The following is a 13,389-nucleotide window of genomic DNA, read 5'->3' on the forward strand; positions in this document are numbered from 1 at the left end:
GCGGTCCGGAACGTCCCGTGCGGCTCCTCGGCCGTGCCCTCCGACCGCGGGAAGAACTCGTACCACGACCCGAACAACGCCCGCTCCCGCTCCACCAGCAAGGGGAGCTTGGGGGACAGGGTCACCAACTCCCGCAGCGGATAACGGCCGAGGACCGCGTCGACCTCCGCCGTGAAGGCGGCGGCGAACCGCGTCTCCACCGGCAGCGAGTCGTCGCCCAGGGTCTCCGACGCCGCGATCACCGCGGTCCGCTGCCGTACCGGCGCGCACTTCGCCGCCCGCGCGAAGAGCTCCGCGCCCTCTTCCAGGACCAGTCCGACGTCGATGCCGGCCGGGATCTTGATACGCGCGTTGTGGCGCCAGGTCGCGACGGGGTCGCTCCAGCTCTCCACCCAGTACGTCCACCGCCCGGTGGACGTGGGGGTCACGTCGGCGCCCCAAAGATCCGTGCCGGGTGAGAGTTCCCGCATCGGGATCCGCGGCGCGCGCCGCCCCTGCGGGTCCTTCAGTACGACATCGGCGGCCACGGCGTCGTGTCCCTCGCGGAACACCGTCGCCGTGACCTGGAACGCCTCTCCCGCAACCGCCTTCGCCGGGCGCTTGCCGCACTCCACGGCCGGGCGCACGTCACGTACCGGAATGCGGCCGATGGCCGGGGTCGCACTCATGGGTCTCACCTCCGCCGTGTCTCGAACCGGGCTCGACTCCCGGTTCGTGATCCACATTGTCCGGAAGGGGCGTTCCTTCCTATCGGGGCGCGCCGGTCGAGCGGCGACGGTGGGCCCGTCTGCGGGAAGGGTTCACCTGCGGGTGACCGCACTGCTCGTACTGACGTGCCTCCGCGTCGCCACTGAGATGACGCTCGGCGGCCTCGGCCGCCTCGCGGGCGCAGCGGGTGCCCATCAGCGCGCACAGGGTGGCGCCCGACTCCTCGAAACCCGCGCGCATCGCCCGGTCCCCGGGGGCCGCGAGCATCAGGCGTTCCCAGACGCGGTAACGCCTGAGCTGCCGGGCGACGTCCTGTGTGTCGGGTAGCAGCATGGCGCCGGTCACCTTCCGGGACGCTCGACGGGCTCGGCTCCCGACGGTCGGGGCGGCGTCGTGCCCGCTGAAAAGCGCGGCCGCACGGCGATCGAGGTCTTCACCCATGGTGCACGCGGGGACACGCAGCGTCTTGTTGGTTCTTCAACCATTCATGTGGTGCTCACGGGTCTCGTGTTGCACGAATGGCGTAGCGGCCGCACTGTGGTGGTGACTCAGGAGCGATCACCGCTCGCGCACCGTGTTCGGGGACCGGCTGTCAGGCCGGGAACGGGCGAGGGCTTCGCCGGTGAGGAGCCAAGGAAGATGAAGACCGCAATCCCCCGCTACTACCACCTCGACGTGGACGTCAGTTCCGCCAGGACCGGACAGGTCCGGCGCATTCTGGCCGCGCACCTGCGGCTGTGGCGCCTCGACAAACTCGTCGAGCCCGTCTGCCGCGGCACCACGATGCTGCTGACGGCGCTCGAACAGCACACCGCGCACACCGGACACGCCACCGAGAGGACCGTCTCCATCGAGCTGTGGTGGAACGGACACCACCTCATCACCGCCGTCGGCGGTGACGACCGGGGCCTGCGCCCCGACCAGGACCTGCGCGCCTGCCTGGCGGGCATCGCCGCCATGAGTGACGGTTGGGGCTGCTGCGCCTCGGACAACGGCAGCAGGATCATCTGGTTCTCGCAGCGCGTCCGCGCGGACGAGCGGGCGCCGCTGGTCCCCAAGGCGCCGGCGCCCAGCCTGCGCGAGGGACGACCCACCCCGCGCGCGGTGCCGGTCGCCGTACTGGCGGGCCGCGCCGACAACGGCCGCGGCGCCCTCGACGGAGAGAGGTGACGGTGGACGCGTACCGCGACAAGACCGAGGAGCACCCCGAGGGGAGCGGGCCCGCCTGGCGCGGGCTCCCGTACCCGCTGGGCGCCTCCTACGACGGCGAGGGCACCAACTTCGCGCTGTTCAGCGAGGTGGCCCGGCGCGTCGACCTGGTCCTCGTCGACGACGACGGCACCCACCGCGAGATCCGGCTCACCGAGGTCGACGGCTCCGTGTGGCACGGCTATCTGCCGGGCGTCGGTCCCGGCCAGCGCTACGGGTACCGGGTGCACGGGCCGTGGGACCCGGGGGCGGGCCACCGGTGCAACCCCGCGAAGCTGCTCCTCGACCCCTACGCACAGGCCGTCGACGGGCAGATCGACAACCACGCCTCGCTCTACGAACGCGAGGCCGACGGGCCGTCCCCCGCCGACAGCGCGGGGCACACCATGCTCGGTGTGGTCATCGACCCCTCCTTCGACTGGGGCGACGACCGGCCGCCCGGCCGCTCGTACACCGAGAGCGTCGTCTACGAGGCGCACGTGCGCGGCCTCACGCGCACCCACCCCGACGTGCCCGACGAACTGCGCGGCACCTACGCCGGCCTCGCGCACCCCGCGGTGATCGGGCACCTCACCTCGCTGGGCGTGACGACCGTCGAGCTGATGCCGGTCCACCAGTTCGTGCAGGACGGCGTGCTCCAGGACGCCGGGCTGTCCAACTACTGGGGCTACAACACGATCGGCTTCTTCGCGCCGCACAACTCCTATGCCGCGCACGGCACCCGGGGCCAGCAGGTGACGGAGTTCAAGTCGATGGTGAAGGCGCTGCACGCCGCCGGCCTCGAAGTGATCCTCGACGTCGTCTACAACCACACGGCCGAGGGCAACGAGAACGGCCCCACCCTGTCCTTCCGGGGCATCGACAACGCCTCGTACTACCGTCTCGTGGACGGCGACTGGGGCCACTACTACGACACCACGGGCACCGGCAACAGCCTGCTGATGCGCCACCCGTCCGTGCTCCAGCTCATCATGGACTCCCTGCGCTACTGGGTGACCGAGATGCACGTCGACGGCTTCCGCTTCGACCTCGCGGCCACCCTGGCACGGCAGTTCCACGAGGTGGACCGGCTCTCGGCGTTCTTCGACCTCATCCAGCAGGACCCGGTGATCAGCCGCGTCAAGCTGATCGCCGAGCCGTGGGACGTCGGCGAGGGCGGCTACCAGGTGGGCAACTTCCCGCCGCTGTGGTCGGAGTGGAACGGCAAGTACCGTGACGCGGTGCGGGACTTCTGGCGTGCGGAGGACCACACGCTCGGCGAGTTCGCGTCCCGCCTGACGGGCTCGTCCGACCTGTACGCGCACAGCAGGCGCAAGCCGCGCGCCAGCGTCAACTTCGTCACCGCGCACGACGGGTTCACCCTGCGCGACCTGGTCTCGTACAACGACAAGCACAACGAGGCCAACGGCGAGGGCAACCGGGACGGCGAGTCCACCAACCGGTCCTGGAACTGCGGCGCGGAGGGACCGGCCAAGGACCCGGCGGTGCTGGAGCTGCGCGGCCGTCAGCAGCGCAACCTCCTTGCCACGCTGCTGCTTTCGCAGGGCATCCCGATGCTGAGCCACGGCGACGAACTCGGCCGCACCCAGCGGGGCAACAACAACGCCTACTGCCAGGACAACGAGATCTCCTGGATCGACTGGCGGCTCACCGACGATCAGCGCGACCTGATGGACTTCACCCGGTCCGTCATCGCGCTGCGCGCCGAGCACCCCGTGCTGCGCCGCCGCCGCTACTTCCGCGGCGAGACGGCCGTGCACCCGGGGCAGCCGCTGCCCGACCTGGTCTGGCTGCGGCCGGACGCCCGGGAGATGACGGACGACGAGTGGGACCGCTCCGACGCGCACTCCATCGGGGTGTTCCTCAACGGGGACGCCATCGCCGAACCGGACCCGCGCGGCCGGCGGGTGACGGACGACTCGTTCCTGCTGCTGCTCAACAGCTACTGGGAACCGGTCGAGTTCCGCCTGCCCGGCGTCGCCTACGGCGAGCGGTGGACCACGCTCATCGACACCTCGGAGGCGCAGGGCGCGCCGGACGAGGCGGAGCACAAGGCCGACACCGACATCCGGGTGGAGTCCCGCAGCCTGGTGCTGCTGTCGCGCCCCTCGCGGGGGGCCGGCGGCACGCCCGCCGGCCGGAAGGCGTCCGGCCGGAAGGCGTCCGGCCGGGGCCGGGTCAGTGGCGGGGGTCGCGCGACGTCACGGTGAACGGTGCGCCGTCGGGGTCCCGCAGCAGGCACTCGTCGCTCCCGGACTGGAGCACGGTGCCGCCGCGGGCCTCGGCGGCGCTCGCGCTCGCGGCGACGTCCGGCACCCGGAAGTGGACCTGCCAGTGCGGGCGGATCGTCGGGTCGGGCGCCGCCTCCAGCGCGCCCGACCCGATCCGCGCCACCACCTCGCCGCGGCTGCGCAGCACGACCTCGTTGCCCTCGTAGTGGACCTCGCAGAAGCCCGGCCGGGCGGACGCCCAGTCGAGGACCTCGCCGTAGAAGATGGCGGCGTCAAAGGCGTCGCGGGTGTGCAGCCGCAGGAACGCGGGCGCCGAGTGCGACCAGTTCTCCCACTCGGCGACGAGTTCGCCCTCCCAGATGCCGAACGGCGCGCCGTCGCGGTCGGCCAGCAGCGCGGCCCGGCCCGGCGGCAGCGAGATCGGCCCGACGGCGGCCGTGCCGCCCCGCTCGCGGACGCGGGAGACGGCCTGGTCGGCGCTCGCCACCGCGAAGTACGGCGTCCAGGCCACCGCCATCTGCCAGACGGAGGCGACCGCGCCGAGTCCCGCGACCGGGACGCCGTCGGCCATGGCGACCCGGAAGTCGTCGCCGAGCTTGGCCGGGCGCCACTGCCAGCCCAGCACGTCGGCGTAGAACTCCTCGGAGGCCCGCACGTCACGACTGGTCAGGCTCACCCAGCAGGGGATGCCGAACACCGTGCGGGTGGTGACGCTCTCGGTCGTGTTGCCCGCGAGTGGCGTGTCGTTGCTCATGGCAGTTCGTGTCCCGTCTCCGTCCACCGGCGGCCACCGGTACCTGTCAGATGTCAGCGTGCCCGCGGGGCGACGCGGGATGCCCCCGGTCCGTCGCGGCGCGGCGCGCGCCCCGCGGGGTCCGGGCCGGCCGTCGGCCGGCCGGGCGGGAATGCCGGGCGGTCTCAGCCCGCGTCGGCGAGCAGTTCCTCGCGCAGCCGGTCGAAGCAGCCGCTGAGCAGTCGGGAGACGTGCATCTGCGAGATGCCGAGCCGGCGGGCGATCACGCTCTGGGTCATGCCCTGGAAGTAGCGCATGTAGAGGATGGTCCGCTCACGTTCGGGAAGCGCCTCCAGGCAGGGCTTGACGGCCAGCCGCGCGACGACGAGGTCGAACCGGGGGTCGTTCTCGCCGAGCGCGTCCCCGAGAGCGTACCCGTCCGTACCGGGCATCTCGGCCTCCAGCGACAGCGCCGCGAAGCACTCCAGCGCCTCCTGGCCCGCGCGCACCTCGTCCTCGGTGAGCTGCGCGTGCTCGGCTATCTCGGCGACGGTGGGGGTGCGGCCCTCGGTGGTCTGGGACAGCTCCTTGACGCTCGTCCGCACCCGGTTCCGCAGGTCCTGCACCCGGCGCGGCACGTGCAGCACCCACATGTGGTCCCGGAAGTGCCGCTTGATCTCGCCGGTGATCGTCGGCACCGCGTACGCCTCGAAGGCGCGCCCCCGGTCCGGGTCGTACCGGTCGACGGCCTTGACCAGGCCGAGCGCGGCCACCTGGTACAGATCTTCGAGGGCTTCACCGCGGCCGCGGAAGCGGACGGCGATCCGTTCGGCCATGGGCAGCCAGGCGCGGACCAGTTCGTCCCGCAGCACGGACCGCTCCGCCCCTTCGGGCAGACCGGACAGACGTGCGAAGGACTCGGCGGTGTCGGGGGCGTCGTCGTGCGGGCGGCGGGTGTGTTGCCTGCCGGTGACGGGCATCGGGCGTTCCTCCCTCAGCGGGCGCCGGGGTTCTCGGGTTCTCGGGGGCGTGCGGGACGCGGGGGAGCGGACCTGCCCGGCGGAGACCGCCGGGGTCGCGGGGCCGTGTCCCAGGGCTGTGCCTCCTGTCCGAAGCACCAAGTCGGGAATGCCCGAATAAGGCTCTTATGAAACAAATAGGACGATGTGGTGACCGGGTGCGGTCGAACGGTTCTCGCTGGTGAGGGGCGTGGCGGCCCGGCTTGACCTCCCTTTGGGGCAATTACCTCTTAAGCAGAGGTAATCTTTCGGCCGTGGACTCGGAGACCTTCCCGGAGGAGCTGGCCGACGCGCTCGTCGGCGTCCAGCGACTGATCCGGCGCAGACTGCGCAACGAGATGAGCACACCGCCGCTGCGCGGCGCCGAGACGGAGCTGCTGCGCCTCGTCGTCGCCCGCCCCGGCATCGGCGTCTCGGACGCGGCCAAGGAGCTGTACCTGGCGAGCAATTCGGTGTCCACCCTGGTCAACAGCCTCGCCCGGAGCGGCTACGTGGTCCGCGAGACGGACCCCGCCGACCGCAGGGCCGTGCGGGTGCTGCCCACGGCCGCGGCCGAGGCCCGGCTGAGCGCCTGGCAGGAACGGCGCGCCGCACTGGTGCGCCGGTACGTGACCCGCCTCGACGACGCGGACCGGGAAGCGCTGCGTGCCGCGATCCCCGCCCTGCGCAAGCTGGCCGTCGAACTGCACGAGGAAGCCGAGGAATCATGACGCGCGACCCCGCCGAACCGGACACCGCCGCCCCCGCCGACGCCGTCGCCTGTACCGGGCTGACCTACACCTTCGGCGAGACGAACGCGGTGGACGGTCTCGACCTGACGGTCCGGGAGGGCGAGATCTTCGGCCTGCTCGGTCCCAACGGCGCCGGCAAGACCACGGCGATCCGCTGCATCACCACCCTGCTGCCCGTGCCCCCCGACATGGTCCGCGTCTTCGGCCGCGACACCTCCACCGACCGCATGGCGGTGCGCCGCCTGCTGGGCTACGTCCCCCAACAGCTCTCCGCGGACGGGGGGTTGACCGGCAGGGAGAACGTCACCCTGTTCGCCCGCGTCTTCGACATCCCGCGCGCCGAACGCGCCGAGCGCGTCGCCCAGGCGCTCACCGCGGTGGACCTCACCGACGCCGCCGACCGGCTCGCGAGCACCTACTCCGGCGGCATGATCCGCCGGCTCGAACTCGCCCAGGCCCTGGTCAGCGCGCCCCGCCTGCTGATCCTCGACGAGCCCACGATCGGCCTCGACCCGATCGCCCGCACCGGCGTGTGGGAGCACATCAACGCCGTGCGCGCGGTCACCGGCATGACGGTCCTGGTGACCACCCACTACATGGACGAGGCCGACCAGTACTGCGACCGCGTCGCCCTGATGCACCGCGGCCGGATCCGGGCCCTCGGCACCCCCGACGAACTGCGCGAGGGGCTCGGCGAGCGCCGTCGCGCCGAGGGTACGGCCACGGGCGCGCTGCCCACGCTGGAGGACGTCTTCCGCGACATCGCGGGCAGCGGCCTCACCGACCAGTCAGGAGAATTCCGCGATGTCCGAAGCACCCGCCGCACCGCGAACCGCGTCGGCTGACCGCGCCCTCGCCGACGGCATCGGCCTGCTGCTCCGGCCGCCCACGCCCCGCGCCGGCTGGCGGCTGGTGCCGGCCCGCGTCGTGGCGATGTGCGTGGTCGAGCTGCAGAAGCTGCGCCACGACCGCACCGAGCTGTACACGCGGGCGGTGCAGCCCGCCCTCTGGCTGCTGATCTTCGGTCAGACCTTCACCCGGATCAGGGCGATCCCCACCGGCGGCATCCCCTACATCGACTACATGGCGCCCGGCATCATCGCGCAGTCGGCGATGTTCATCGCGATCTTCTACGGCATCCACATCATCTGGGAACGCGACGCGGGCATCCTCAACAAGCTGCTCGTCACGCCGACCCCGCGCTCCGCGCTCATCACCGGCAAGGCGTTCGCGGCCGGGGTGAAGTCGCTGATCCAGGCGGTCGTCGTCATCGTCATCGCGGCGCTCCTCGGCGTCGCGCTGACCTGGAACCCGCTGCGACTGCTCGGCGTCGCGGTCGTCGTGGTCCTCGGCTCGGCGTTCTTCTCCTGCCTGTCGATGACGATCGCGGGCATCGTCCTGAGCCGCGACCGGCTGATGGGATTCGGACAGGCGATCACCATGCCGCTGTTCTTCGGCTCGAACGCCCTGTATCCGGTGTCGGTGATGCCGGGCTGGCTCCAGGTGGTCAGCAAGGTCAACCCGCTGAGCTACGAAGTCGACGCCCTGCGCGGCCTGCTGCTCGGTACGCACGACCATCTGCTCGCGGACTACGGGGTGCTGGTGGTGGCCGCGGCGGCCGGAATCCTCGCCGCCTCCTCGCTGCTCGGCAGGCTCGCCCGCTGACGCCCGGCGGGTCCCGCTCCCGGACGTGATGTGCGGCACGTCCGGGAAGCGCGCGGCCCGGCCCGGCGATCGATTGTCGCTGCGCAGCGCTTGATCACCGGTCACCCGCGGGAAATCCCTGGCCACGGCCCTGTTCGAGTCATTTGACAGTGCACGGAACGCCCGGATAGGAAGCAGGCCGAGAGGTCGAGGGGTGCTGCACTGTGTACGAGCCGAACGTGGTCGGGGACTGGCAGGAGTACGGCGAGCGTGCCGGGCTGCGGGTCCGTGTCCACCGCCTGGAGCGGTCCGAACCGCCGCGCGGACGCGACGACGCAGCCGAGGGGCTGACGTACTTCAGTCTCCGCGTGACCGTCGAGAACCGCGGGGACGGTCACTTCGGTGTGCAACTGGAGGACGGTCAGATCGACGTGCGGCTCGGGCGGGACGGCGAGGGCGCCTTCGTGGACTGGCGCAACTCCCAGTTCATCGAGGGCTTCGACGTCTACCCGCTGCGCCGCGCGACCGCCGTGGTCTTCGCGGCCGGCACGGAGGACGCCCTCTCCCAGGTGGACGTCCAGATCCAGCTGCGCGTCGACGAGGAGTGGACCGAACGCCGCCTGTGGGTCGGCGCCGTCGGACTCGGTGAGCCCGCGGGTGCCACGGGCACCCGGGGCGGCTCCCTCCACGACGGACTCGCCCGCCAGGTGGCCAACTACCTGCGCGACCAGCCGGAGTCGGGCACGGCCTGACGGGCGGCGGCGCGGTCGGCCGCCGTCAGTGCGGGATGCCGTCGATGATCTCGCGCGCCCCCTGACGCAGCAGCGCCACCGCCACCGAGGTGCCCAGCGTCGCCGCGTCCAGCCGGCCGGCCCACTCGTGGGCGTTCAGCCGCACCTTGCCGTCCGGAGTGAACACGCAGGCGCGCAGCGACAGTTCGCCCGCCGCGTCCACCCGGGCGAACCCGGAGATCGGGCTGTTGCAGTGCCCCTGGAGCACGTGCAGGAACATCCGCTCGGCCGTCGCCTCACGATGCGTCGCCGGGTCGCCGAGGGCGCTGACCGCGTCGATGAGCGCGGTGTCGTCCTCGCGGCACTGGAGGGCGAGGATGCCGGCCCCGATCGGCGGCATCATGGTCTCGGTCGACAGGATCTCGGTGATCACGTCGGTGCGGCCGATGCGTTCGAGCCCCGCGGCCGCCAGCAGCAGCGCGTCCGCCTCGCCGGCCGCGAGCTTCTCCAGCCGCCTGTTGGCGTTGCCCCGGAACGGCACGCACTCCAAGTGCGGATAACTGGCCGTCAGTTGGGCAACGCGGCGGACCGACGACGTGCCGATCCTGGTGCCGTCGGGGAGTTCGTCGAGGGTCAGCCCGCCCGGGTGCACGAGCGCGTCCCGTACGTCGTCCCGCTTCAGGAACGCGGCGAACACCGTGCCCGCGGGCAGCGGCCGGTCGGCCGGCACGTCCTTGACGCAGTGCACCGCGAGGTCGGCCTCGCCGGCGAGCAGCGCCGCGTCGACCTCCTTCGTGAACGCGCCCTTGCCCTCGACCTGCGACAGGTCGCCCAGCCACTTGTCGCCGGTGGTCCGCACCGGCACCACCTCGGTGCGCACGCCGGGATGGCGAACCGCCAGCTCGGCACGGACGCGCTCCACCTGGGCGAGCGCCATCGGCGAGTCGCGGGAGACGATACGGATCAACGCGGGCACGGACATCTCGGGCACGGGCATGCGCACACGATAGTCCGTCCCGCTGGTGCGCCCGTCCACTGCCCCTCGACGCACACCCCGTCCCTCCCGCTGCCGGTACCCTCCGCGACGGCCGCGCCGCCGCCCGGCACGCCCGCGCCGGCCGGGCGTGACCCGCGGGCCCGACCGGCCCGTCCCCCGCTCCGCCGCACGAGCGCGCAGTGGGGCAACGCGGCGTGCGTGGAGGCGATTTGAGCCCCTGGTGTCGCGCTGTCGTACCGTCAGACGCCGCCCCCGGTCTCCGGCGGTCCGTCCGTGAGGTCCGCCGCCGAGTCCTCCGGGGTCAGGTCCCCGCGCAGCCGGTGCCAGACCGGCTGCCGCAGCAGTCCGGCCCGGGTGCGGGTGCTGAACGCGACCTCCCCGACCAGGCGGGGGAGCACCCACCGCGCGCCCGCCTGCCGCGGCGCCGGCGTGAACGGGCACACGTCACTGGCCGCCGCCCTCAACAACCGGGCCAGCTCCACCCGTTCGGCGTCGCTCCAGCCCGTGCCCACGCTGCCGGCGTACCGCAGCACGCCCGCCGCGAGGCGGCCCACCAGGACCGCGCCGGGCAGCCCGTCCAGGCGCCCCCGGCCCGGCAGCCAGCCGCCGACCACGACGTCCGCGGTGCGCAGGTTGCGGATCTTGATCCAGGAGCGGGACCGGGTGCCCGGCTCGTACACCGAGTCGAGCCGCTTGCAGACCAGCCCCTCCAGGCCGTGTTCGCGCGTGGCCGCCAGCGCCTGCTCGCCGTGTCCGACCAGGGCGGCCGGGGTCGACCAGAAGGGGCCGTTCAGGGCGAGTTCCTCCAGTCGTCCGCGCCGCTGCGTGTACGTGAGCGGCACGAGCGAACGCCCGCCGAGACTCAGGGCGTCGAACAGGACGAGGTGGACCGGGGCCTGCCCCGCCCGGCGCGCGGCCCTCGCCGGGGAGTGCGCCAGACCCATCCGGCCCTGGAGCAACTGGAAATCGGCGCGCCCCTGTTGGTCCAGCGCGAGCACCTCGCCGTCCAGCACCGCCGGCGTGCCCGCCAACGCCGCTCCCAGGGACTGGAGTTCGGGGTAGGCGGCGGTGATGTCCTCCCCGGAGCGGGCCCGCAGCACCACGCCGCCGTCACCGGCGAGGTAGGCCACCACCCGCTGGCCGTCCTGTTTCGTCTCGTACGCCCAGCGGCCGTCCTGCGCGGCGGGCGGCAGGGTGCCGGGGGTGGCCAGCATCGGGGGAATCAACGGGAGGGTCACGGCTGAGGTGTCGACGGGAGCGGCCCCCGGCACGCCCCCGGGGCCCGCTTTTCCCCTGAACGGATCCGCCCCCGGGCGCATCTGCCGCGTCCGCCGGACCGCTCACCGGGCCGAGCGGACCCCGGCCGCCCGCCGGCGCCTGCTTACTGTCGAGTAATATCGCGCGGCAGGCCATCCAAGGAGGAACCGTGCCCCGGCTCGAACGTTCACCCCTGCTGCTCGCGGGCCTGTTGGCCACCGCGGGCACCGTCCATTTCGCCGCCCCGCGCAACTTCGACTCGATCGTGCCGCGCTCCCTGCCCGGCTCGCCCAGAACCTGGACGTACGCCAGCGGGGCCGTGGAGCTGGCGCTGGCCGCCGGGCTCGCGGTGCCGCGCACCCGCCGGGCCGCCGCACTCGCCTCGGCCGCCTTCTTCGCCGGGGTCTTCCCGGCCAACGTGAAGATGGCGTGGGACTGGCGCCACCGCCCCGCGCCGCTCAGGGCCGCCGCCTACGGACGGCTGCCCGTGCAGGTGCCGCTCGTGCTGTGGGCCCGTGACGTCGCCCGCAAGGCGGGGGAGCGGCCGTGACGGGCCGTGTCGGGACCGGTGACACGGTCGAGGACTTCTCGCTGCCCGACGAGAGCGGCACCACGGTCACGCTGTCCGCGCTCCTCGCGGACGGCCCGGTCGTGCTGTTCTTCTACCCGGCCGCGATGACGGCGGGCTGCACCGCCGAGGCGTGCCACTTCCGGGACCTGGCGGCCGAGTTCGCCGCCGTCGGCGCGCGTCCCGTGGGGATCAGCGGCGACGCGGTCGACAAGCAGCGGGAGTTCACCGACCGGCACACGCTCGGCATGACGCTGCTGTCCGACACCGACGGCGCGGTGCGCGACCGGTTCGGGGTCAGGCGGGGCTTCTCGATCGCGCCCACGAAACGGGTGACGTTCGTGATCGGCCGCGACCGCACCGTACTCGACGTCGTCCGCAGCGAGTTGCGGATGAACAGCCACGCCGACCGGGCGCTCGCCGCCCTCCGCGAGCACGCGGGCCGGTAGCGGACCCCGTCGCCGCCCCGCCCGGAGTCCGGGCGGGGCGGCGACGGCGCTGCCAACTCCCTTGCCGCGTCGCCCCGTCGGGCCGTCAGAACTCCTCGTGCACCTCGGGGTCGCCGCCGATGCGCCGCGGCTCGTGGTCCGCCACCGCCGCCAACTGGTCGGCGTCCAGCTCGAAACCGAAGAGGTCGAGGTTCTGCCGCTGCCGCTCCGGGTCCCCGGACTTCGGGATCGGCACGGCGCCGAGCTGGGTGTGCCAGCGCAGCACCACCTGGCCCGGGGTCACCCCGTGGGCCTTCGCGATGTCCGTCACCGCCGGGTCCTCCAGCAGCTTGCTGCCGCGGCCCAGCGGGCTCCAGCTCTCGGTGCGGATGCCCCTGCCCTCGTGGTAGGCGCGCAACTCGGCCTGCGGGAAGTAGGGGTGCAGCTCGATCTGGTTCACCGAGGGCAGCACACCGGTCTCGCGCTCCAGGCGCTCGATGTGGTCCCGGGTGAAGTTGGAGACGCCGATCGAGCGGACCAGCCCCTCCTCGCGCAGCTTGATCATGGCCTGCCAGGACGCCACGTACTTGTCGACGCGGGGCAGCGGCCAGTGGATCAGGTAGAGGTCCACGTACTCCAGGCCGAGCCGCCGGCGCGACTCCTCGAACGCGGCGAGGGTCTCCTCGTAGCCGTGGTGGCGGCCCGGCAGCTTGGTGGTCACGACGATCTCGTCGCGTGCGATCCCGCCGGCCGCGACGCCCTTGCCGACGCCGACCTCGTTGCCGTAGTTCGTCGCCGTGTCGACAAGTCGGTAGCCCGATTCGAGGGCCCGCGCCACGGCTCGTTCCGCCTCCGCGTCGTCCATCGGGTAGGTCCCCAGGCCGACGGCGGGGAGCCGCGTACCGTCGTTGAGCCTGTGCGTCGGGATGCTGATCACGATCGCCCTTTCCCTCGACTGTGCTGGTACGTCCAGTATGGGCGCGTTCCGCGCGGCGCTCCTGCCGGGTCCCGGACCGCCCGCGCGGCGGGCGGCGGTCCGCCACGAGGCACCGTCGCCACCCGGCCGAAAGGCTGCCACGATCACCGCGGAGGCCGGCTGCGCGGAGCACGCGGCACGACGGACGCGACAGAGG

The 13,389-nt window shown here is 72.8% G+C and carries 15 protein-coding genes; 8 read left to right on the forward strand and 7 right to left on the reverse strand.

What is annotated here, in order from left to right; genetic code table 11:
* Nucleotides 1-668 (reverse strand): maltotransferase domain-containing protein (locus tag ACFZA0_RS27595; protein ID WP_391021846.1); only part of this gene is annotated, 668 nt, incomplete at its 3' end.
* A 79-nt stretch (nucleotides 669-747) separates the two neighbouring features.
* The gene (locus ACFZA0_RS27600; protein WP_391021848.1) at nucleotides 748-1,041 is read right to left on the reverse strand and encodes a DUF5133 domain-containing protein; all 294 of its coding nucleotides are present in this window, start codon (nucleotides 1,039-1,041) and stop codon (nucleotides 748-750) included.
* Between the two features lie 306 nt (nucleotides 1,042-1,347).
* On the opposite strand from ACFZA0_RS27600, the gene ACFZA0_RS27605 reads away from it, so the two are divergent.
* Both ACFZA0_RS27605 and glgX read left to right on the forward strand, forming a co-directional pair.
* Nucleotides 1,348-1,878 carry a pep a2 gene (locus ACFZA0_RS27605; protein WP_391021850.1) on the forward strand — a complete coding sequence of 177 codons (531 nt, stop codon included), beginning with the start codon at nucleotides 1,348-1,350 and terminating at the stop codon, nucleotides 1,876-1,878.
* Nucleotides 1,875-4,127, forward strand: coding sequence for a glycogen debranching protein GlgX (gene glgX / locus ACFZA0_RS27610; protein ID WP_391021852.1), 2,253 nt, complete (start codon nucleotides 1,875-1,877; stop codon nucleotides 4,125-4,127). The genes ACFZA0_RS27605 and glgX overlap by 4 nt, the downstream gene beginning before the upstream one ends.
* Here the strand turns inward: glgX and ACFZA0_RS27615 are convergent.
* Both ACFZA0_RS27615 and ACFZA0_RS27620 read right to left on the reverse strand, forming a co-directional pair.
* Nucleotides 4,096-4,902 (reverse strand): VOC family protein, encoded by an 807-nt coding sequence (locus ACFZA0_RS27615; protein ID WP_391021854.1) that lies wholly within the window; start codon nucleotides 4,900-4,902, stop codon nucleotides 4,096-4,098. The two genes, glgX and ACFZA0_RS27615, sit on opposite strands and share 32 nt — an antisense overlap.
* Before the next feature lie 164 nt (nucleotides 4,903-5,066).
* Entirely contained in the window at nucleotides 5,067-5,861 is a 795-nt protein-coding gene (locus ACFZA0_RS27620; RefSeq protein ID WP_391021856.1) for a SigB/SigF/SigG family RNA polymerase sigma factor, read from the reverse strand.
* A gap of 293 nt (nucleotides 5,862-6,154) precedes the next feature.
* Here ACFZA0_RS27620 and ACFZA0_RS27625 point away from each other — a divergent pair, with 293 nt between their 5' ends.
* From ACFZA0_RS27625 to ACFZA0_RS27640, 4 genes are all read left to right on the forward strand, one after another.
* Nucleotides 6,155-6,610, forward strand: a complete 456-nt coding sequence (locus tag ACFZA0_RS27625; protein ID WP_391021858.1) for a MarR family transcriptional regulator — start codon at nucleotides 6,155-6,157, stop codon at nucleotides 6,608-6,610.
* Nucleotides 6,607-7,476, forward strand: coding sequence for an ATP-binding cassette domain-containing protein (locus ACFZA0_RS27630; protein WP_391021860.1), 870 nt, complete (start codon nucleotides 6,607-6,609; stop codon nucleotides 7,474-7,476). The genes ACFZA0_RS27625 and ACFZA0_RS27630 overlap by 4 nt, the downstream gene beginning before the upstream one ends.
* The gene (locus tag ACFZA0_RS27635; RefSeq protein ID WP_391021862.1) at nucleotides 7,436-8,296 is read left to right on the forward strand and encodes an ABC transporter permease; all 861 of its coding nucleotides are present in this window, start codon (nucleotides 7,436-7,438) and stop codon (nucleotides 8,294-8,296) included. The genes ACFZA0_RS27630 and ACFZA0_RS27635 overlap by 41 nt, the downstream gene beginning before the upstream one ends.
* 203 nt (nucleotides 8,297-8,499) lie before the next feature.
* Nucleotides 8,500-9,027, forward strand: coding sequence for a hypothetical protein (locus tag ACFZA0_RS27640; RefSeq protein ID WP_391021864.1), 528 nt, complete (start codon nucleotides 8,500-8,502; stop codon nucleotides 9,025-9,027).
* A 25-nt stretch (nucleotides 9,028-9,052) separates the two neighbouring features.
* Here ACFZA0_RS27640 and hemC read toward each other — a convergent pair whose 3' ends face one another.
* Nucleotides 9,053-9,988: a hydroxymethylbilane synthase gene (gene hemC / locus ACFZA0_RS27645; protein ID WP_391022316.1), complete on the reverse strand. Its 936-nt coding sequence runs from the start codon at nucleotides 9,986-9,988 to the stop codon at nucleotides 9,053-9,055.
* A 254-nt stretch (nucleotides 9,989-10,242) separates the two neighbouring features.
* A complete protein-coding gene (locus tag ACFZA0_RS27650) occupies nucleotides 10,243-11,241 on the reverse strand; it encodes an ATP-dependent DNA ligase (protein WP_391021866.1) in 999 nt (332 codons plus the stop codon).
* A gap of 188 nt (nucleotides 11,242-11,429) precedes the next feature.
* Between ACFZA0_RS27650 and ACFZA0_RS27655 the strand changes: the two genes are divergently transcribed.
* Together ACFZA0_RS27655 and ACFZA0_RS27660 are read left to right on the forward strand one after the other, a co-directional pair.
* Complete coding sequence (locus ACFZA0_RS27655) at nucleotides 11,430-11,810, forward strand: MauE/DoxX family redox-associated membrane protein (protein WP_391021868.1); 381 nt, start codon at nucleotides 11,430-11,432, stop codon at nucleotides 11,808-11,810.
* Nucleotides 11,807-12,277 (forward strand): redoxin domain-containing protein, encoded by a 471-nt coding sequence (locus tag ACFZA0_RS27660; RefSeq protein ID WP_391021869.1) that lies wholly within the window; start codon nucleotides 11,807-11,809, stop codon nucleotides 12,275-12,277. Before ACFZA0_RS27655 ends, ACFZA0_RS27660 begins: the two co-directional genes overlap by 4 nt.
* A gap of 85 nt (nucleotides 12,278-12,362) precedes the next feature.
* Here ACFZA0_RS27660 and ACFZA0_RS27665 read toward each other — a convergent pair whose 3' ends face one another.
* Nucleotides 12,363-13,193, reverse strand: coding sequence for an aldo/keto reductase (locus ACFZA0_RS27665; protein WP_391021872.1), 831 nt, complete (start codon nucleotides 13,191-13,193; stop codon nucleotides 12,363-12,365).
* Between the last annotated feature and the right edge of the window lie 196 nt (nucleotides 13,194-13,389).

The sequence above is a fragment of the Streptomyces sp. NPDC008150 genome (genome assembly GCF_042956945.1).
GTDB lineage: Bacteria > Actinomycetota > Actinomycetes > Streptomycetales > Streptomycetaceae > Streptomyces.